Source organism: Azospirillum sp. UFLA03-27, from assembly GCF_059803775.1.
In genome coordinates this window covers 1-19342 of sequence record NZ_JAUQTX010000001.1, presented here as the reverse complement: position 1 = coordinate 19342, position 19342 = coordinate 1, and the positions used below count along the sequence as shown (strand labels likewise).

Sequence of the window (19342 nt, the reverse complement as noted above, 5' to 3'; positions counted from 1 at the left end):
GGGCGCTGACCATGGCTGACATGAACTACGACCTCATCGTCATCGGCGGCGGCCCGGGTGGCTATGTGGCGGCGATCCGCGCCGCCCAGCTCGGCCTCAGCACCGCGGTGGTGGAGCGTGAGAACCTCGGCGGCATCTGCCTCAATTGGGGCTGCATCCCGACCAAGGCGCTCCTGCGCTCGGCCGAGGTGCTGCGCAACGCCAAGCACGCCACGGAGTACGGGCTGGTCATCCAGAACCCGTCCTTCGACCTGGACAAGGTGGTTCAGCGGTCCCGCAAGGTGGCGGGGCAGCTCAACGGCGGCGTCAAGCACCTGCTGAAGAAGAACAAGGTCGCCGTCATCGAGGGCGAGGCCAAGCTGCTCGGCAAGGGGCAGGTGGCCGTGTCCAAGGGCGGTGCGGCGGTCGGCACCTTCGGGGCGAAGAACATCATCATCGCCACGGGCGCCCGCGCCCGCACCCTTCCGGGTCTGGAGGACGACGGCAACCTCGTCTGGACCTACCGCAAGGCGATGACCCCGAACACGACGCCGAAGTCGCTGCTGGTCATCGGCTCCGGCGCCATCGGCATCGAGTTCGCCAGCTTCTACAACGAGCTGGGCGCCAAGGTGACGGTGGTTGAGGTGATGGACCGCATCCTGCCGGTCGAGGACGAGGAAATCTCGACCTTCGCCCGCAAGCAGTTCGAAAAGCAGGGCATGCGCATCATCACCAACGGCAAGGCCGGCAACCTGCGCAAGGGTGCCGACAGCGTGACGGTGGCGGTGGAAGCCAACGGCAAGACCGAGGACATCACGGTCGACCGCGTGATCCTCGCCGTCGGCATCTCGCCGAACACGGAGAATCTGGGCCTGGAGAACACCAAGGTCCAGACCGACCGCGGCCACATCAAGACCAACGCCAATTGCCAGACCGACGAGCCGGGCGTCTACGCCATCGGCGACGTGACGGGGGCTCCCTGGCTCGCCCACAAGGCCAGCCACGAGGGCGTCATCGCCGTCGAGCACATCGCCGGCAAGCACCCGCACGCGCTGGACGTCCGCAACATCCCGGGCTGCACCTACTCGCACCCGCAGATCGCGTCGGTCGGTCTGACCGAGAAGAAGGCGAAGGAGGCGGGCTACGAGGTCCGCGTCGGTCGTTTCCCCTTCATCGGCAACGGCAAGGCCATCGCGCTGGGCGAGGCGGACGGCATGGTGAAGACCGTGTTCGATGCCAAGACCGGCGAGCTGCTGGGTGCCCACATGGTCGGCGCCGAGGTGACGGAGCTGATCCAGGGCTACACGGTCGCCAAGACCATGGAGACCACCGAGCAGGAGCTGATGCAGACGGTGTTCCCGCATCCGACCCTGTCGGAGATGATGCACGAGTCGGTTCTTGATGCCTACGGCCGGGCCATCCACTTCTAAGTGGCCTGTCTGATCGACTGAGTGGGGTCTGATCGACGGTCGTTTCCTCCCTCGCCCCCCGGGGCGGGGGAGGGACGATTCGGGCGCCGTCATCCTTTTGGCGGTGTTGTTTCGTCGCGGCTGATAATCAGACTTGACCGGTCGGTCATTCCGGCCTATCCGGCGGGACCGTGTCCGCCGGCCTTGCGCCGTGTCCCTTGCGCCGTCGGCGGCGCGTTACCGTTCAGCATCGGCGCTGCCATCGGGCAGCCCGTGGGAGCACTTCAGACCATGACCGTGGCCGATCACCCCGAGAAGCTTCGCCATCCCGAAAAGGCCCACAAGCCCGACAACCCGATCCAGCGCAAACCGGGCTGGATTCGCGTCAAGGCGCCGACCAGCCAGGAATACAACGAGACGCGCAACCTGATGCGCGGGCTCAAGCTCAACACCGTGTGCGAAGAGGCGGCCTGCCCGAACATCGGGGAGTGCTGGAAGCACAAGCACGCGACCTTCATGATCCTCGGGTCCGTCTGCACCCGCGGCTGCGCTTTCTGCAACGTCGGCACCGGCCGCCCCGACCAGCTCGACCCGCACGAGCCGGACAACGTGGGTGAGGCGGTGGCCCAGCTGAAGCTGAGCCACGTCGTCGTCACCTCGGTGGACCGCGACGACCTGGAGGACGGCGGGGCGGAGCATTTCGCCCGGACCATCCGCGCCATCCGCGCCGCGTCGCCCGACACGACCATCGAGATCCTGACCCCCGACTTCCAGAAGAAGAAGGGGGCCGTGGAGGTGGTGGTCGAGGCGAAGCCCGACGTCTTCAACCACAATCTGGAAACGGCGCCGCGCCTCTACCCGACGATTCGTCCGGGCGCGCGCTACTTCACCTCGCTGCAGCTGCTGGCGCGGGTGAAGGAGCTGGACCCGTCGATGTTCACCAAGTCCGGAATCATGGTGGGCCTGGGCGAGACGCGCGAGGAGGTCGGGCAGGTGATGGACGACTTGCGTGCCGCCGATGTTGACTTCATGACGATCGGCCAGTACCTCCAGCCGACGCCCAAGCACGCGGCGGTGGACCGGTTCGTGACTCCGGAAGAATTCCAGAGCTACGCAACACTTGGCCGCGGCAAGGGTTTCCTGATGGTGGCCTCGACGCCGCTGACCCGCTCCAGCTATCACGCGGGGGCGGACTTCGCGAAGCTGCGGGAGGCTCGTCTCCGCAAGCTCGCGGCAGCGGTGGGCTGAGAGGCGGCCGAAAGAGAAACGGAGCGGGTATGCCGACGCACGCGGAAAAGAAGGTTCTTCCCTACACGCCGGAACAGATGTACCGGCTGGTCGCCGATGTGGAGAAGTACCCGGAGTTCCTGCCCTGGTGCCTCGCTGCCCGCATCCGCCGCCGCGAAGGCGACGTGATGTTCGCGGACCTCGTCATCGGCTTCAAGATGGTCCGCGAACGCTTCACCTCGCGGGTGGAACTGGACGAGGCGAACCGCCGCATCAACGTCCAGTACACCGAGGGGCCGTTCCAGTACCTGAACAACCACTGGATCTTCACCCCGCACGAGGGCGGAGTCTGCGTGGATTTCTACGTGGATTTCGAGTTCCGCTCGAAGATGCTGCAGAAGATCATGGGCGTGCTGTTCAACGAGGCGGTGCGCCGGATGGTGCAGGCCTTCGAGACCCGCGCCAACCAGCTCTATGGCAACGGCGCCACCCGGCCCGCCGCGGCGCGAACCGCCTGAGGCCGCTCCTCCGTCAGCGAATCGCGGTTTCCGGGCGGGCCGTGCGCAGCCGCTCCAGCGCGGTCTGCACGGTCGCGAGGCGCACCGCCTTGCGGTCGCCGGGAAAGGTGTATTCCTTGTGCTTGGCGGCGCCGCGCCGGACCGCCGTGGCGATGTAGACGCGCCCGACCGGCTTTTCCGGTGTCCCGCCGCCGGGTCCGGCAACTCCGGTAACCGCCACCGTCACGTCGGCCTTCGACTTCGCCAGGGCGCCCACTGCCATGGCCACCGCCACCTCCGCGCTGACCGCGCCGTGGGCGTAGATCAGGCTGGGCGGCACGCCGAGCATCTCCGACTTGGCGACGTTGGAGTAGGTGACGAAGCCGCGATCCACCACCTTGGACGACCCCGCGATGTCGGTCAGCGCGCCCGCGATCAGACCGCCCGTGCAGGATTCGGCGGTCGCCAGGCTGTAGCCGGCCAATTCGTATTCCGCGAGCAGCTTGGCCGCGAGTTCGCGGATGTGATCGGGAAACATGCGGGTCCCTTTCGTCGTCGTGCCAAAACCAGCCCCTCTCTCCTTCTGGGGGAGGGCTACGGAAAGCTCATGCTATCCCGGCAGACGGACCGTCGCCATCGCCTGCGCCGCGATGCCTTCGCCGCGCCCGGTGAAGCCGAGCCGCTCGGTCGTCGTCGCCTTCACGCTGACCCGGTCCACCGGCATGCCCAGAATTTCGGCAACGCGCGCGGTCATCGCCTCGCGGTGCGGGCCGACCTTCGGGCGCTCGCAGATGATCGTCACGTCGACATGGGCGATCCGCCCGCCGCGCGCCGTCACCAACTCCGCCGCGTGTTTCAGGAACAGCGCGCTGTCGGCACCGCGCCATTGCGGGTCGCTGGGCGGGAAATGGCTGCCGATGTCCCCGGCGCACAGCGCGCCCAGGATGGCGTCGGTCAGCGCATGCAGCCCGACGTCGGCGTCGGAATGGCCGTCCAGCCGGTGCGTGTGCGGAACCCGCACGCCGCAAAGCGTGACGTGATCGCCCTCGGCGAAGCGGTGCACGTCGAAGCCCGATCCGGTGCGAATGTCGGACAGGGCGGAGTCGAGCGCGCGGGTGGCGCGGGTCAGGTCGTCGGGGGTCGTCACCTTGAAATTCTCCTCCCTGGCGGGCACCAGCGCGACCAGTAGCCCGGCGCGTTCGGCGACCGCCGCATCGTCGGTCAACTCCAGCCCGGCGGCGTCGCGATGCGCGGCCAGGATCTCGGGAAAGCGGAAGCCCTGCGGGGTCTGGGCGCGCCACAGGCCGCTGCGGTCCACCGTGCCGGCCGCAAGCTCCCCGTCCGGACCGCCATTGCCGCGCTTCAGCGTGTCGGCGACCGGAACGGCGGCCAGCGCCGCGGGGTGGGTGTCGAGCGCCGCGATCACCGCGTCGATGGTACCGGCGTCGATCAGCGGGCGGGCCGCGTCGTGGATCAGCACGAGGCCCGGCGCCGAGTCGGCCAACGCCTCCAGCCCGTTGCGCACCGAATCCTGGCGGGATGCCCCGCCGGCCACCGGTTCGGGTAGGTCCAGCCCCGCGACGGCCGCATCGTAGAGATCGCGAAAGGCGGGATTGATGACGACGCGCACCGCGCTCACCTTGGGGTGGCGCCGGAAGGCCTCGACTGTGCGGCGCAGAACCGGCTGGCCGGCCAGATCGAGATATTGCTTGGGCCGCTCGGCGCCGAACCGCTGTCCAGTCCCGGCGGCGACGATCAGCGCGACGCAGGAAGACGCGTTAATGGAAGACATGGGGCGTTTCCCTGCCGTTTGGGCTATGGTATCCGCGCTTGACGGGCCGTCCGCGTGACGCTTACGTCATGGCGGCCGGACGCAGCGGAGCCTAGCCGCTCACCGGCGTTCCGCCAAGAGCTTCAGAGACTTGTCCAACAGCCACTTTGGGTCCAGCAGCGACTTTGGGTTTCCGCAGAGGGAAGGGCACGGGTCCGCCGCATGTCGCAGAACATCGTCTACAGCCTGACCGCGCTGATGGCTCTGCTGCCGGCGTCCATCTACCCGTATCACCGGATCGCGGGGCAGGGGGCGGATGGCCGCTCCGCCTATTTCTGGGGCGCCCTGGCGCTGGGTTTCGCCGGACCGGCGGCCTGGGCGCTGACCCAGGTGGCGGGACGCTGGCACACCGGCCTGTCCACCGCGCTGTGGATCACCATCGCCGCCTGCATGCTGCTGTTCATGGCGATGAGCGCGCTGACCCGGTCGGCGTGGCGGCTCTCGCCGCTATTGCTGCCCTATCTGCTGACCGTCGGCGCCTTCGCGACGCTGGCCCAGCAGGCGCCGGCGCCGGTGCTGCGCGGCGGGGCGCCGGGCATCTGGATCGACCTGCACATCGCCGTATCGGTCATCACCTACGCGCTGCTGACCATGGCCGCCGTGGCGTCGCTCGCCGCCTTCCTTCAGGAGCGGGCGCTGAAGTCGAAACGCCCGACGCCGCTGACCCGGTTCCTGCCCCCGGTGACGGAAAGCGAGCGGATGCAACTCCACCTCCTCGGCGCCTCGGAGGCGGTTCTGGGGGCCGGTCTCGCCACGGGAATGGCGGTGCTCTATTACGAAACCGGCGCGCTGCTGCGCGCCGACCACAAGACGCTTCTGTCCGTCGCCAGCTTCGTCGTCATCGGTGGGTTGCTGCTCGCCCACGCCCGCACCGGCGTGCGCGGGCGGATGGCCGCGCGTCTCGTGCTGATCGCCTATCTGCTGCTGACTCTCGCCTATCCGGGCGTCAAGTTCGTCACCGACGTCCTGCTCGGCTAACCCCCACGCATGACAGCCAGCGCGGCGTTCGTGGGATGTGCACTTGCAACATGCCGAAACGCTGTGCTACCGTGCACAAATTCTCATCATATCGCTAATGTGCCCATGATGTGGGCAGGTGAACATGGCCATTCAAATCGGCACCATCTCGCTTGAGGGTCCGGTGATCCTCGCTCCTATGTCCGGCGTCACCGACCTGCCGTTCCGGCGGCTGGTGAAGCAGTCGGGCTGCGGACTGGTCGTTTCAGAGATGGTCGCAAGCCAGGCGATGATCCGTGAGAACCGCCAAACGCTGCGCATGGTCGAGTGCGAGCCGGAGCAGTTCCCCATGGCGGTCCAACTCGCCGGCTGCGAGCCCGACGTGATGGCCGAGGCGGCGAAGCTGAACGAAGACCGCGGGGCGGCCATCATCGACATCAACTTCGGCTGCCCGGTGAAGAAGGTGGTCAACGGCCACGCTGGCTCCTCCCTGATGCGCGACGAGGCGCTCGCCGCCCGCATCCTGGAGGCCACGGCGAAGGCGGTCTCGATCCCGGTGACGCTGAAGATGCGCAAGGGCTGGGACGACAACAGCCTGAACGCGCCTCGTCTCGCCCGCATCGCGGAGGAGTGCGGGATCAAGCTGGTCACCGTTCACGGTCGCACCCGCGAGCAGTTCTACAACGGCACCGCCGACTGGTCCTTCATCCGCTCCGTGAAGGAGGCGGTGTCGATTCCGGTTGTGGTCAACGGCGACATCACCTCCTTCGACGCCGTGGACCGCTCGCTCGCCGAGTCCGGCGCCGACGGGGTGATGATCGGGCGCGGCGCCTACGGGCGCCCCTGGTTCCCCGCCCAGGTGATGCATTACATCCGCACCGGCGAGCGGTTGCCCGACCCGCCGCTCCACGAGCAGCTCGACGCACTGCTGGAGCATTACGACGCCATGCTGACCCATTACGGCGTTGAAGGCGGGCTGCGCGTCGCCCGCAAGCACATCTCCTGGTACTCAACGGGCCTGCGCGACTCCGCCGAATTCCGCTCGGAGGTCAACCGCATGTCCGATCCCGAACGAGTGCGAGGCTTCATCCGCGACTTCTACGCCCCGGCGATCGAAAGGATGGCTGCCTGATGGCCCGTGCATCTGCCGCTGCTCCATTGCCCCGCCGCCCGGCGCGGCCCCGTGCGCCCTCCGGTTCCTACCGACCCGTCCGCTCCTGCATCGATCCGTCCATCATGCTGAACGCGCTCCCCGACCCGGTTCTCGTCGTCGACGGTTCCGGCGACATCCGCTACGTCAATCTGGAGGCGCAGGAGTTCTTCGGCCTGTCCGCCGCCATGATGGAAGGCATGCCCCTGGCGGAGCTGCTGCCGCCCAACAGCCCGGTCAGCCAATTGATCGAGCAGGTCCAGCAGGGCCGCCACCGCGCCTCGCAGGAGGGCGTCGTCATCGACACGCCGCGCATCGGTCCGCACCATGTCACTGTGCGGGTCACCGCGCTGGGCGAGCCCGCCGACCATGTGCTGCTGACGGTCAACGAACGCACGCTGGCCCGCAAGATCGACAATTCCCTGACCCACCGCAACGCCGCCCGCTCGGTCACCGCCATGGCGTCGATGCTCGGGCATGAGGTCAAGAATCCGCTGTCGGGCATCCGCGGGGCGGCGCAGCTCTTGGAAGAGAACTGCAGCGAGTCCGACCGGGTGCTCACCCGGCTGATCTGCGACGAGGCCGACCGCATCGTCGCCCTGGTCAACCGGATGGAGGTCTTCTCGGACCAGCGCCCGCTGGAACGCGATGCGGTGAACATCCACACCGTTCTGGAGCATGTCCGCAAGGTGGCCCAGAGCGGCTTCGCGCGGAACATCCGTTTCATCGAGCGCTACGACCCATCCCTGCCGCCAGTTTATGGCAACCGCGACCAGCTCATCCAGATTTTCCTCAACCTGATTAAAAATGCAGCAGAAGCTGCACCGGAATCGGGCGGCGAGATCATACTCAGCACATCTTATCAGCACGGCGTCCGCATGGCCCTGCCCGGCGGCGACACCCGCCTGCACCTGCCGTTGCTGGTGTCCGTTCAGGATAATGGGGACGGCATACCCGACGATCTGCGCTCCAACCTCTTCGATGCGTTCATTACGACCAAGGTCAATGGGACTGGCCTGGGGCTTGCATTGGTAGCCAAAATCGTCGGCGACCACGGCGGCGTCATCGAATTTGACAGCCAGCCGCGCCGCACCGTCTTCAAGGTCTCGCTACCCATGTTCGATGAAGCGCAGATGAGCGGCGATCCTGCACCGGCCAGAGGCATCCGAGGGGCCATCGGATGAGTGCAGCCACGATCCTGGTTGCGGACGACGACCGCGCCATCCGCACCGTTCTGACCCAGGCCCTCGCCCGTCTCGGGCACGAGGTGCGCACCACCGGCAACGCCTCCACGCTCTGGCGCTGGGTGGCGGACGGGCAGGGCGACCTCATCATCACTGACGTGGTGATGCCCGACGAGAACGGGCTGGACCTGATCCCACGGATCAAGAAGATCCGGCCCGACCTGCGCATCATCGTGATGAGCGCGCAGAACACGCTTATCACCGCCGTGAAGGCGGCGGAGCGCGGCGCCTTCGAGTACCTGCCCAAGCCCTTCGACCTGAAGGAGCTGGTCTCGGTTGTCGAGCGGGCGCTGAACTCCAACACGCCGCCGGCGGCGCTGCCCGCCGACGCCGGCGAGGCGGACGAGCAGCTTCCCCTGATCGGCCGCTCGCCGGCCATGCAGGAGATCTACCGCGTCCTTGCCCGTTTGATGGGCACCGACCTGACGGTGACCATCACCGGCGAGTCGGGCACCGGCAAGGAACTGGTGGCCCGCGCGCTGCACGATTACGGCAAGCGGCGCAACGGCCCCTTCGTCGCCATCAACATGGCGGCCATCCCGCGCGAACTGATCGAGTCCGAGCTGTTCGGTCACGAGAAGGGCGCCTTTACCGGAGCCACCAACCGGTCGACCGGCCGCTTCGAGCAGGCGCAGGGCGGCACCCTGTTTCTCGATGAGATCGGCGACATGCCGCTGGAGGCGCAGACCCGCCTGCTGCGCGTGCTGCAGGAAGGCGAGTACACCACCGTCGGCGGACGTACACCAATCAAGACGGACGTACGCATCGTCGCCGCGACCCACCGTGACCTGCGCACCCTGATCCGCCAGGGCCTGTTCCGCGAGGATCTGTTCTATCGTCTGTGCGTCGTTCCCATCCGTCTGCCGCCGCTGCGCGAGCGTACGGAGGACGTGCCGCTCCTGGTTCGCCACTTCCTGAACCAATGCTCGGCCCAAGGGCTGCCGGTGAAGAGCATCGACCAGCCCGCCATGGACCGGTTGAAGCGCTACCGCTGGCCCGGCAACGTCCGCGAGCTGGAGAACCTCGTCCGCCGCCTCGCCGCGCTCTATTCGCAGGAGGTCATTGGGCTCGACGTGGTGGAGGCGGAGCTTGCCGACACCACGCCCGCCGCCCAGCCGGTGGAGGAACCGCAAGGCGAGGGCCTGTCCGCCGCCGTGGAGCGCCACCTCAAGGATTATTTCGCCGCACACAAGGACGGGATGCCGTCAAACGGCCTCTATGACCGGGTGCTGCGCGAGGTCGAACGTCCCCTGATCTCGCTCAGCCTCTCGGCGACGCGGGGCAACCAGATCAAGGCGGCGCAACTGCTCGGACTCAATCGCAACACGCTGCGCAAGAAGATCCGCGATCTCGACATCCAGGTGGTGCGCGGGTTGAAGTGATCCGGCGCCCGGCGGATTGGCCGGGCGTCGCCGCAATCCCACAGCGTGGTGTTTTTGCGACAGACTTCCGGCACCTCTGCCGTTCGCAATGCTCCTTAGGGACTGTGCGAAAGGCAGAGGGGTTGCCGCTTGGCAGGATGGCAACAGCTCGTGTATCATTCTGGCAACAGACTGGTTGCCGGAATTCATGTCGTCCACACCCCCTGAAACCGCCACGCCGCTTTGGCAGCAGTTCCTTCGCTGGGCAATCCGGGTCGGGTTGGCGAAGCGGCTTGCCTTCGCGCTGTCCCTGGCGGCCCTGGTGGCGGGCTTCGCGACCTATACGGCGCTGACGGAGAGCGCGCCCTTCGGGGAAACCAACCCGCGGACCGTCACGTGGCTGCTGACCCTCGATCTGGCGCTTCTGCTGCTGCTCGGCGTGCTGATCGCACGGCGCATTGTCTATCTGTGGATCGGGCGGCGGCGCGGCCTCGCCGGGTCGCAGATGCATGTGCGTCTGGTCGCGGTGTTCAGCCTTCTCGCCGTCGCGCCAGCCATCATCATGGCCATCTTCTCCACGGTCTTCTTCTATGTCGGCGTGCAGTCCTGGTTCAGCGAGCGGGTGCGCACGGCGGTGAACGAATCGCTGGCGGTCGCCAGCGCCTATCTCCACGAGCACCAGCAGAACATCCGCGCCGATGCGCTCGCCATGGCGAACGACCTGAACCAGGAGGCGGCGCGCCTCGCCAGCGATCCCGAGCGGTTCGAGCAGGTGGTCGCCACCCAGGCGATGCTGCGCGCCCTGTCGGAGGCCATCGTCTTCAACGGCACGACCGGCGCCATTGTCGCGCGCTCCGGCTACACCTTCGCGCTGGAGTTCGACCCGATCCCCGACGACAAGCTTGCCACCGCCCGACGCGGCGAGGTGGCGATGATCGTCAGCGAGAACGACGACCGTGTGCGTGCGCTGGTCCGGCTGGACCGTTTCGCCGACACTTATCTCTATGTCGGCCGCATGGTTGAACCGCGCGTGCTCTCGCACATGGCCTCGGCGGAAGGGGCAGTGCGGGAGTTCGGGGCGCTGGAAAGCCAGCGTGGCAGCCTGCAGATCACCTTCACCTTGATCTTCCTGGTCGTGGCCATGCTGCTTCTGCTGGCGGCGGTCTGGGCGGGGCTGATCTTCGCGACGCGGCTGGCGCGGCCGATCAGCGCCCTGATCGGTGCCGCGGAGCGGGTGCGCGCCGGCGACCTGACCGTCCGGGTGACCGAGCCGCCCGCCGAGGACGAGCTTGGCCTGCTGTCGCGCGCCTTCAACCGCATGACGACGGAGATCGAAAGCCAGCGGCACGAACTTCTCTCCGCCAACCGCCTGATCGACGAGCGCCGCCGCTTCACCGAGACCGTGCTGGGCGGCGTGTCGGCGGGCGTGATCGGGTTGGATGCGGAGGGTCGCATCACCCTTCCCAACTTCTCGGCTGCGCGCCTTCTCGGCGTCGAGGACGCGGAAAGCCTGATCGGGATGAAGCTGGCCGAGCTGTCGCCGGAGATGGGCGAGCTTCTGGACCATGCGCCGGGCCGCCCCGGCCGGGTGGTGCAGGACCAGATCCAGATCCGCCGTCCCGGCACGACGCCGCTGACGCTGCTCGTCCGCATCTCCACCGAAGGGCGGGGCAGCGGGGAGATCCGCGGCTATGTGGTGACGTTCGACGACATCACCGAACTGGTCTCCGCCCAGCGCAAGGCGGCCTGGGCCGACGTCGCCCGCCGCATCGCCCACGAGATCAAGAATCCGCTGACGCCGATCCAACTCTCCGCCGAGCGGCTGCGCCGCAAGTACCTGAAGGAGATCACCACCGACACCGAGGTCTTCACCATGTGCACGGACACCATCGTCCGTCAGGTGGACGACATCCGGCGGATGGTGGACGAATTCTCAGCCTTCGCACGCATGCCGCAGCCGGTGATGAAGCCCTGCAACCTCAACGACCTCGTCCGGCAGGCGGTTTTCCTGCAATCCAGCGCGCACGCCGGCAAGATCAAGTTCGACATGGCGCTTCCCCAGGGGCCGCTCACCGTGCCCTGCGACAGCCGCCAGATCAGCCAGGCGCTGACCAACCTGCTGCAGAACGCCGCGGACGCCATCGAAGGGCGCCCACCGCCGGCCGAAGGCGCGGAGCTGCCGCCCGGCCATGTCGCCATCCGGGTCGAGGCCGATGCCGAGCGCATCGCCATGATCATCGAGGACAACGGCAAGGGCCTGCCGACCGAGGAACGCGACCGGCTGACCGAGCCCTACGTGACGACGCGCGCGAAAGGCACGGGACTGGGGCTGGCAATCGTCAAGAAGATCATGGAGGACCACGGCGGCGTGCTGACCCTGGAGGACCGCGAAGGCGGCGGGGCGCGCGTCGGGCTGGTCATCCCCAACACGTCCAACAGCTCCGGCACGGCCGCGGGCGATGCCCCCGGCGGCGTTGGCACGCCGGCGGAGACCGGTGAAGAGAAGAGGCACGCAGCCCATGGCGCATGACATTCTGATCGTCGACGACGAAGCGGACATCCGGATGCTGATCGCCGGCATCCTGAACGACGAAGGCATGAAGACGCGTGAAGCCGCCGACGCCGATCAGGCGTTCGCCCAGGTCTCCGCCCGCCGGCCGAGCCTCGTGGTGTTGGACATCTGGCTCCAGGGCAGCCGGCTGGACGGGCTTCAAATCCTCGAACAGCTGATGCGCGACCACCGGAACCTGCCGGTCATCATGATCTCCGGCCATGGCAACATCGAGACCGCCGTCTCGGCGATCAAGATCGGCGCCTACGACTTCATCGAGAAGCCCTTCAAGGCCGACCGGCTGCTGCTGATGGTGGACCGCGCCATCGAAGCGGCCCGGCTGAAGCGCGAGAACGAGGAGCTGAAGCTGCGCGCCGGCGGCGAGGTGGAACTGATCGGCCGGTCCACCGCCGTCAACCACGTCCGCCAGAGCATCGAGAAGGTGTCGCCCACCGGCAGCCGCGTTCTCGTCACCGGCCCCGCCGGCTCCGGCAAGGAGGTGGTGGCCCGATTGATCCACGCGCGGTCGCGCCGGGCCGGCGGCCCCTTCGTCGGGTTGAACTGCGCCACCATGCGTCCCGACCGGCTGGAGATGGAGCTGTTCGGCACGGAAGCCGGTGTGGACGGTGGCGGGCGCAAGATCGGCACCTTCGAACAGGCGCACGGCGGCACGCTGCTGCTCGACGAGGTGGCCGACATGCCGCTGGAAACCCAGGGCAAGATCGTCCGCGCCCTGCAGGAGCAGGTGTTCGAGCGGGTCGGTGGCGGCCAGCGGGTTGAGGTGGACGTGCGCGTCATTGCGACCTCCAACCGCGACCTCCAGGCGGAAATCGACCAGGGCCGCTTCCGCCAGGACCTGTTCTATCGTCTTGCCGTCGTGCCGATCCGCGTGCCCTCGCTTGCCGAGCGGCGCGAGGACATCCCGCTGCTGGCCCGCCACTTCATGCAGCGCTCGGCGGAGGCCGCCGGCCTGCCGGCCCGCGACTTCGGCGAGGACGCCATGGCCGCGCTGCAGGCCTACGACTGGCCGGGCAACGTGCGGCAGTTGCGCAACGTGGTGGATTGGCTGCTCATCATGGCGCAGGGCGATCCCAAGGAGCCGATCCGCGCCGACCAGCTGCCGCCGGAAATCGGTGCCATCACCCCCACCGTCCTGAAATGGGACAAGGGTGGCGAGATCATGGGCCTGCCGCTCCGCGAGGCGCGCGAGGTGTTCGAGCGCGAGTATCTGTTGGCCCAGGTGACGCGCTTCGGCGGCAACATCTCCCGCACCGCCTCTTTCGTGGGGATGGAGCGTTCCGCCTTGCACCGGAAGCTGAAATCGCTCGGCGTGCACGGCAGCGAGAAGGGCAAGCTGTTCGTCGAGTAGGCTTGCCCAGCATCGTCAAGCACAAGGAACCGCCCTTTCTCCTAAAGCAGGTATTCCGAGCATGTCCCGAACGCGGGCGGCTTGGGAACCTGCTTTTATTTTGTCTGAGGGCGGTGCTTGCCGACTTGTGTCGTTGGTGTGCGTCCTCTGATTCTGCTGATCGGTGTGAATTTCAACGGGCCGGCCCATTTCCAGGGATCGGTCAACATCGATGGCCGGTCGCAGGACTTCAACTTCGACACCCGCAAGGACGGTGCTCCGGAAGGAGTCGTCACGCAGTTCTATTACACGATCGACAACAGCTGACGCCAAAGCCGGGAAAACGGGTCTCCGTTTCGCGATGATTGCCGGGGGAGGGGTGATGGGGCAGGGCGCATCCGTCACCCCTCTTCCTGTCCACGCTCGCATGTTGGCCCGTATTTCCCTTCGCAAACATAGAGTTGGTGCGCTCTGCCGCAAAATGATAAGGTCCCTGTCCTAAGTGCCTGGAAAATGGGCGGGGAAGGGTGCAAAGGCCGTGAAGGTCATCGTTTGCGGAGCCGGGCAGGTCGGCTCGAACATCGCGCGCTATCTGGCGTCCGAGGGCAACAACGTCACGGTGATCGACCATTCGCCGGAACTCATCCAGCGAATCAGCGATACGCTCGACGTGCAGGCCATGGTCGGCCACGCTTCACACCCCGACGTTCTTGAGGCGGCGGGGGCGGGCGAGACTGACATGATCATCGCGGTCACCCAGATCGATGAGATCAACATGGTCGCCTGCGAGGTCGCGCACGCCCTGTTCAAGGTGCCGACCAAGATCGCCCGCGTCCGCAACCAGAGCTATCTGAAGCCGATCTGGGCGGACCTGTTCAGCCGCGACCACATGCCGATCGACGTCATCATCTCCCCGGAGATCGCGGTGGCGCGCGCCATCGCCCGCCGGCTCCAGGTGCCGGGCGCCTTCGACATGATCCCGCTGGCGGACGGCAAGGTCCGCGTCGTCGGCGTGCTGTGCACGGAAACCTGCCCGGTGCTGCACACGCCGCTGCGCCAGTTGACCGGCCTGTTCCCCGACCTTGGGCTGGAGGTGGTGGCGATCATCCGCAACGACCGGTCCTTCATCCCCGGCGGCGACGACCAGATGCTGCCCGGCGACGAGGTCTATTTCGCCTGCGACAACCGCCACCTGAACCGCGCCATGGCCGCCTTCGGTCATGAAGAGGTGGAGGCCCGCCGCATCATCATCCTGGGTGGCGGCAACATCGGGCTGTGCCTGGCGGAGGAGTTGGAGGCCAAGTACCCCCACGTCACCGCCCGCATCATCGAGATGAACCGCAGCCGCGCCCAGTTCGTGGCGCAGCGCCTGTCGCGCACCATGGTGCTGCACGGCGACGGGTTGGACCCGGAAATCCTGGAGGAGGCCAACGTCCGCGCCACCGAGACGGTGGTCGCCGTGACCAACGACGACGAGGGCAACATCCTCTCCTCGCTGCTCGCCAAGCGGCATGGGGCGAAGCGCGCCATCACGCTGATCAACAAGGCGTCCTACACCTCGCTGGTGTCGCCGCTGGGGATCGACGCGGTGGTCAGCCCGCGCGCCATCACCGTGTCGAACATCCTCCAGCACGTCCGTCGCGGCCGCATCCGCGCGGTGCACAGCCTGCGCGACGGCTTTGCCGAGGTCATCGAGGCGGAGGCGCTGGAAACCTCAGCGGTGGTGAACACGCCGCTGCGGGAGGTGAAGCTGCCCTCCGGGGTCATCGTCGGAGCGATCGTGCGCGGCGACGAGGTCATCATCCCGCGCCCGGCCACGGTGATCCGCCCGAAGGACCGCGTCATCATCCTCGCCACCGCGGGTCAGGTGAAAAAGGTGGAGAAGATGTTCGCCGTCCGGCTTGAATTCTTCTGATCGTCTCCCGTATCGTTTTTGGCACCAACAAAAAGAACCTCCATGGCTCGATGGGCATACGTCAACGGCCGTTACCTGCCGCACCGGCAGGCGGCGGTTCATGTGGAAGATCGCGGTTTCCAGTTCGCCGACGGCGTCTATGAGGTGGTGACCCTCCTCGATGGGCGCTTCGCGGACCTGGACGGCCATATGGAGCGTCTGGGCCGCAGCCTGTCGGAACTGCGCATGGACTGGCCGGCGGCGCCGCGCGTCGTGACGATGATCGCCCGCGAGCTGGTGCGGCGGAACGGTGTCCGCAACGGTTCGCTCTACATTCAGGTCACCCGCGGTGTCGCCCCGCGCGACTTCAAGTTCCCGGTGGACATCCCCGCGACGCTGGTGATGACCGTCAAGCGGGTCACCGCCTTCGCCAAGCCGGAGCAGCTCGAGAAGGGCGTGTCCGTTGTCACGGTGCCCGACATCCGCTGGGGCCGGCGGGACATCAAGACGGTCGGCCTCCTCGCGCCGGTGCTGGCCAAGCAGCAGGCCGCCCAATCGGGCGCCTACGAGGCGTGGCTGATCGACCCGGACGGCACGGTGACGGAGGGGTCCTCTTCCAACGCCTGGATCGTCACGCAGGACGGCGTGCTGGTGACCCGCGCCCCGTCGCAGAAGATCCTCAACGGCATCACCCGCCTGTCGCTTCTGCGGCTGGCCGGCGAGCGCGGCATTCCGGTGGAGGAGCGCAGCTTCACGGTGGAGGAGGCGCTCGCCGCCCGCGAAGCCTTCGTGTCCTCCGCCGGCACCTTCGCGCTTCCGGTGACCCGCATCGACGGGAAGCCGGTGGGCGAGGGCCGGCCGGGGCCGGTCACGCGCACGCTGCGTCAGGCTTATCTCGATTATGTGGCCGCCGGGGTGCCGTCATGAGTGACGCCGCCGCCGTCATCGACCGCCTGCCTGTGCTGCCGCGCGCCGTCCTCTACGACTGGGACAACACGCTGGTCGACAATTGGGGCACGGTGCGCGCCGCGCTGAACCACGCGCTGGTCACCTTCGGCCATCCGGCCTGGACCGAGGATGAGGCGCGGGAGCGCATCAAGCAGTCGTTGCGCGACAGCTTCCCCCGCATCTTCGGGGAGCGCTGGACCGACGCGCGCGACCTTTTCTACGCCTATTTCGAGGCGCATCACCTGGAGCATCTCCGGCCCCTGCCGGGTGCGGAATCCCTGCTGCGCGGCTTCGCCGAGCGCGGAATCTATCAGGCGGTGGTCTCGAACAAGACCGGCCGCTTCCTGCGGGCGGAAGCCGACGCGCTGGGCTGGACCGGCTATTTCGGCCGTCTGGTCGGCGCCCAGGACGCCGAATTCGACAAGCCGCACGGCGCACCGGTGATGATGGCGCTGGAACCGGCGAACATTCCGCCGGGTCCGGACGTCTGGTTCGTAGGGGACGCCGACATCGACATGGAATGTGCCCATGGCGCGGGAATGGTCCCGGTGCTAATAGGGGCAGGCGAGGGCAGCGGCTTCACCCGCTTCCCTCCGGCCCACCGGTACGACACCTGCCATGCATTGTGCGGCTTGGTGGGCAACGGTGGTGACACCATATCGGATGACCAGTAGTCGAGACGGTTGCGACCAGCCATACCTTATCGCTGCAGGGGGCGGGCTTCTAACAAGGGGCCCCAAAAAACACTGAAGAAGGGGGCGACATAAAATGTCTGAAAAAAGCCAAAATGTGCAGGACGTGTTCCTCAACCACGTCCGCAAGAACAAGACTCCCGTAACCGTGTTCCTTGTGAACGGTGTTAAACTTCAGGGAATCATCACCTGGTTCGACAACTTCTCGGTTCTGCTGCGGCGCGATGCGCATTCGCAGCTCGTCTACAAGCACGCCATCTCCACCGTGATGCCCGCGCATCCGATCCAACTCTTCGAGCCGCCCAAGGAAGGTGAAAACGTCTGATTTTTCGACCAATGGCAATGGCCGGACGCCTGATGCCTCCGGCCGCGCCATCGTGGTCCACCCCGTCCTCCGCAATGAGGCGGACGGGGTCCTGCGCCATCCCGAATCCTGCCTGGACGAGGCGGTGGGCCTTGCCCGCGCCATCGATCTGGAGGTCGTGCACGCCGAATGCGCGCGGGTGAACCGCCCGCAGCCTTCGATCCTTCTCGGGTCGGGGACGGTGGAGCATTTTGCCCAGATCGTGGAGGAGACGGAGGCATCCCTCGTCATCCTCGACCACGCGCTGTCGCCGGTGCAGCAGCGCAATCTGGAGAAGGCCCTCAAGGTCAAGGTCATCGACCGCACCGGCCTGATCCTGGAGATCTTCGGCGCCCGCGCCCGCACGCGCGAAGGCATGCTCCAGGTCGAACTGGCGGCCCTGACCTACCAGAAGTCGCGCCTCGTCCGCTCCTGGACCCACCTGGAACGCCAGCGCGGCGGCTTCGGCTTCCTCGGCGGCCCCGGTGAATCCCAGCTTGAGATGGACCGCCGGTTGATCGGCGACCGAATCGTCAAGATCAAGAAGGAGTTGGAGGAGGTCCGCCGCACCCGCGGTCTGCACCGCAAGGCCCGCGCCAAGGTGCCGTACCCCGTGGTGGCTCTGGTCGGCTACACCAACGCCGGCAAGTCGACGCTGTTCAACCGGCTGGCCAACGCCGACGTCTTCGCCAAGGACCTGCTGTTCGCCACGCTGGACCCGACGATGCGTCAGGTGACCCTGCCGTCCGGGCGCAAGGTGATCCTGTCGGACACCGTGGGATTCATCTCCGACCTGCCGCACGGCCTCGTCGCCGCCTTCCGCGCCACGCTGGAGGAGGTCGACGCCGCCGACATCATCCTGCATGTCCGCGACGTGTCCCACCAGGACAGCGAGGCCCAGAAGGCCGACGTGCACGAGGTCATGAGCGATATGGGCATCGACCCGGACGCCGACGACCGCGTGATCGAAGTGCTGAACAAGATCGATGCGCTGGACGAGGAGTCCCGCGAGGCGATCCTGGCCCAGACGGCCCGCAACCCGCGCGCCGTCGCGGTGTCCGCCCTGTCGGGGGCGGGGATCGCCGATCTCGACCGGCTGCTCGACCAGCGGATGAATGCCCACCGCCATGTGGTGGACCTGTCCGTCGCGTTGGGGGACGGGGCGGCGCTCGCGTGGCTCTATGAAAAAGGTGAGGTGCTGGAGCGGCGGGACGATGAGGTCCAGGCCCACATCCAGGTGGCCATCGACCCGGCGGATCTGGCCCGTTTCGAGAAGCGGTTCGTGCACGGCTGATCTTTCGCCATAAAGGAATCGGGCGCGTCATAATTCGTTCGTGCACATGCGACGACATGACGCGCCCGATTTCAGCCCCGTCCTACGACGTCCGAGGTGTAGCCTTTTCCCAACGCGCCCCCGATATTTGAGCCGGGGAGCCGATGGGTTATCCCCGGGAGGAGGCCCGCCTATGCGTTTGCAGACCGATCCAACACACTTTTCGATCACCGCCTTCCTGGCCGATCAGGTGACCCTGGTCGCCCGGCAGGAGCAATTGTCGCCCGGTGCCGCGGTGCTGCGCATCCAGGAACTGTCGCGCGACAACGCCGGTCGCGCCCGTCTTCTGGAAATCATCAGTGACGCTTGGCGCAAGGAAACCAACCCGGCGGAAAGCAGCAAGATCGCCGCCCTGCGGTCCGAACTGGCCGCCTGGGCGCTGCACGCCACCCCGAGCGACAGCCTGCCGCGCTCCTGAGGGAGGCGGGGGGTGCCGGGACAAGGATTTGTCCGTGGCTATGCAGCGGGCAGGGCGCCATAATGGACGCTCGGCCCGCCTTCTTTTTCCGGATTCCCTTGCGCGTCCCGATCGCACTCCCTGTCTCTTATACACATCTCCGAGCCCACGAGACTATAAC

General features: G+C 67.0%; 18 protein-coding genes. 16 read left to right on the top strand and 2 right to left on the bottom strand.

Features of this window, described 5'->3' with window-relative positions; translation table 11 throughout:
- The first annotated feature begins 11 nt into the window (after nt 1–11).
- From lpdA to Q4I23_RS00080, 3 genes are all read left to right on the top strand, one after another.
- Nucleotides 12–1409, top strand: a complete 1398-nt coding sequence (gene lpdA, locus Q4I23_RS00090; protein WP_498524925.1) for a dihydrolipoyl dehydrogenase — start codon at nt 12–14, stop codon at nt 1407–1409.
- Between the two features lie 270 nt (nt 1410–1679).
- Nucleotides 1680–2636: a lipoyl synthase gene (gene lipA, locus Q4I23_RS00085; protein ID WP_498524924.1), complete on the top strand. Its 957-nt coding sequence runs from the start codon at nt 1680–1682 to the stop codon at nt 2634–2636.
- Between the two features lie 29 nt (nt 2637–2665).
- The gene (locus tag Q4I23_RS00080) at nt 2666–3133 is read left to right on the top strand and encodes a type II toxin-antitoxin system RatA family toxin (RefSeq protein WP_040134124.1); all 468 of its coding nucleotides are present in this window, start codon (nt 2666–2668) and stop codon (nt 3131–3133) included.
- Nucleotides 3134–3146: 13 nt separating this feature from the next.
- Here the strand turns inward: Q4I23_RS00080 and Q4I23_RS00075 are convergent, their stop codons facing one another.
- Both Q4I23_RS00075 and Q4I23_RS00070 read right to left on the bottom strand, forming a co-directional pair.
- Nucleotides 3147–3650, bottom strand: a complete 504-nt coding sequence (locus Q4I23_RS00075) for a CinA family protein (RefSeq protein WP_498524923.1) — start codon at nt 3648–3650, stop codon at nt 3147–3149.
- A gap of 72 nt (nt 3651–3722) precedes the next feature.
- Entirely contained in the window at nt 3723–4904 is a 1182-nt protein-coding gene (locus tag Q4I23_RS00070; protein ID WP_498524922.1) for a bifunctional 2-C-methyl-D-erythritol 4-phosphate cytidylyltransferase/2-C-methyl-D-erythritol 2,4-cyclodiphosphate synthase, read from the bottom strand.
- A 201-nt stretch (nt 4905–5105) separates the two neighbouring features.
- Between Q4I23_RS00070 and Q4I23_RS00065 the strand changes: the two genes are divergently transcribed.
- The 13 genes from Q4I23_RS00065 (at nt 5106) to Q4I23_RS00005 (ending at nt 19182) form a co-directional block, all read left to right on the top strand.
- Nucleotides 5106–5921 (top strand): cytochrome C assembly family protein, encoded by an 816-nt coding sequence (locus tag Q4I23_RS00065; RefSeq protein WP_040134121.1) that lies wholly within the window; start codon nt 5106–5108, stop codon nt 5919–5921.
- Nucleotides 5922–6045: 124 nt separating this feature from the next.
- Complete coding sequence (gene dusB, locus Q4I23_RS00060) at nt 6046–7032, top strand: tRNA dihydrouridine synthase DusB (RefSeq protein ID WP_498524921.1); 987 nt, start codon at nt 6046–6048, stop codon at nt 7030–7032.
- The gene (locus Q4I23_RS00055) at nt 7032–8234 is read left to right on the top strand and encodes a two-component system sensor histidine kinase NtrB (RefSeq protein WP_498524920.1); all 1203 of its coding nucleotides are present in this window, start codon (nt 7032–7034) and stop codon (nt 8232–8234) included. Before dusB ends, Q4I23_RS00055 begins: the two co-directional genes overlap by 1 nt.
- A complete protein-coding gene (ntrC, locus tag Q4I23_RS00050) occupies nt 8231–9676 on the top strand; it encodes a nitrogen regulation protein NR(I) (RefSeq protein WP_014197046.1) in 1446 nt (481 codons plus the stop codon). The genes Q4I23_RS00055 and ntrC overlap by 4 nt, the downstream gene beginning before the upstream one ends.
- 187 nt (nt 9677–9863) lie before the next feature.
- A complete protein-coding gene (locus tag Q4I23_RS00045; protein WP_454016704.1) occupies nt 9864–12185 on the top strand; it encodes a sensor histidine kinase NtrY-like in 2322 nt (773 codons plus the stop codon).
- Nucleotides 12175–13575, top strand: a complete 1401-nt coding sequence (ntrX, locus tag Q4I23_RS00040; RefSeq protein WP_454016703.1) for a nitrogen assimilation response regulator NtrX — start codon at nt 12175–12177, stop codon at nt 13573–13575. The genes Q4I23_RS00045 and ntrX overlap by 11 nt, the downstream gene beginning before the upstream one ends.
- A gap of 138 nt (nt 13576–13713) precedes the next feature.
- Nucleotides 13714–13881: a hypothetical protein gene (locus Q4I23_RS00035; protein ID WP_498524919.1), complete on the top strand. Its 168-nt coding sequence runs from the start codon at nt 13714–13716 to the stop codon at nt 13879–13881.
- Between the two features lie 211 nt (nt 13882–14092).
- Complete coding sequence (gene trkA / locus Q4I23_RS00030; protein WP_014197050.1) at nt 14093–15469, top strand: Trk system potassium transporter TrkA; 1377 nt, start codon at nt 14093–14095, stop codon at nt 15467–15469.
- 42 nt (nt 15470–15511) lie between these two features.
- A complete protein-coding gene (locus Q4I23_RS00025) occupies nt 15512–16375 on the top strand; it encodes a D-amino-acid transaminase (RefSeq protein WP_454016702.1) in 864 nt (287 codons plus the stop codon).
- Nucleotides 16372–17070, top strand: coding sequence for an HAD family hydrolase (locus Q4I23_RS00020; protein ID WP_237906170.1), 699 nt, complete (start codon nt 16372–16374; stop codon nt 17068–17070). Before Q4I23_RS00025 ends, Q4I23_RS00020 begins: the two co-directional genes overlap by 4 nt.
- A gap of 94 nt (nt 17071–17164) precedes the next feature.
- Entirely contained in the window at nt 17165–17413 is a 249-nt protein-coding gene (gene hfq, locus Q4I23_RS00015) for an RNA chaperone Hfq (protein WP_035675971.1), read from the top strand.
- A gap of 52 nt (nt 17414–17465) precedes the next feature.
- Nucleotides 17466–18725: a GTPase HflX gene (hflX, locus tag Q4I23_RS00010; protein ID WP_498524918.1), complete on the top strand. Its 1260-nt coding sequence runs from the start codon at nt 17466–17468 to the stop codon at nt 18723–18725.
- A gap of 172 nt (nt 18726–18897) precedes the next feature.
- Entirely contained in the window at nt 18898–19182 is a 285-nt protein-coding gene (locus Q4I23_RS00005; protein WP_454016700.1) for a hypothetical protein, read from the top strand.
- Nucleotides 19183–19342 lie beyond the last annotated feature (160 nt).

Bases quoted from the DNA above. Each gene is read 5' to 3' on its own strand.
- lpdA (WP_498524925.1), top strand. From the start codon at position 12: ATGGCTGACATGAACTACGACCTCATCGTCATCGGCGGCGGCCCGGGT.
- lipA (WP_498524924.1), top strand. From the start codon at position 1,680: ATGACCGTGGCCGATCACCCCGAGAAGCTTCGCCATCCCGAAAAGGCC.
- Q4I23_RS00080 (WP_040134124.1), top strand. From the start codon at position 2,666: ATGCCGACGCACGCGGAAAAGAAGGTTCTTCCCTACACGCCGGAACAG.
- Q4I23_RS00075 (WP_498524923.1), bottom strand. From the start codon at position 3,650: ATGTTTCCCGATCACATCCGCGAACTCGCGGCCAAGCTGCTCGCGGAA.
- Q4I23_RS00070 (WP_498524922.1), bottom strand. From the start codon at position 4,904: ATGTCTTCCATTAACGCGTCTTCCTGCGTCGCGCTGATCGTCGCCGCC.
- Q4I23_RS00065 (WP_040134121.1), top strand. From the start codon at position 5,106: ATGTCGCAGAACATCGTCTACAGCCTGACCGCGCTGATGGCTCTGCTG.
- dusB (WP_498524921.1), top strand. From the start codon at position 6,046: ATGGCCATTCAAATCGGCACCATCTCGCTTGAGGGTCCGGTGATCCTC.
- Q4I23_RS00055 (WP_498524920.1), top strand. From the start codon at position 7,032: ATGGCCCGTGCATCTGCCGCTGCTCCATTGCCCCGCCGCCCGGCGCGG.
- ntrC (WP_014197046.1), top strand. From the start codon at position 8,231: ATGAGTGCAGCCACGATCCTGGTTGCGGACGACGACCGCGCCATCCGC.
- Q4I23_RS00045 (WP_454016704.1), top strand. From the start codon at position 9,864: ATGTCGTCCACACCCCCTGAAACCGCCACGCCGCTTTGGCAGCAGTTC.
- ntrX (WP_454016703.1), top strand. From the start codon at position 12,175: ATGGCGCATGACATTCTGATCGTCGACGACGAAGCGGACATCCGGATG.
- Q4I23_RS00025 (WP_454016702.1), top strand. From the start codon at position 15,512: ATGGCTCGATGGGCATACGTCAACGGCCGTTACCTGCCGCACCGGCAG.
- Q4I23_RS00020 (WP_237906170.1), top strand. From the start codon at position 16,372: ATGAGTGACGCCGCCGCCGTCATCGACCGCCTGCCTGTGCTGCCGCGC.
- hfq (WP_035675971.1), top strand. From the start codon at position 17,165: ATGTCTGAAAAAAGCCAAAATGTGCAGGACGTGTTCCTCAACCACGTC.
- Q4I23_RS00005 (WP_454016700.1), top strand. From the start codon at position 18,898: ATGCGTTTGCAGACCGATCCAACACACTTTTCGATCACCGCCTTCCTG.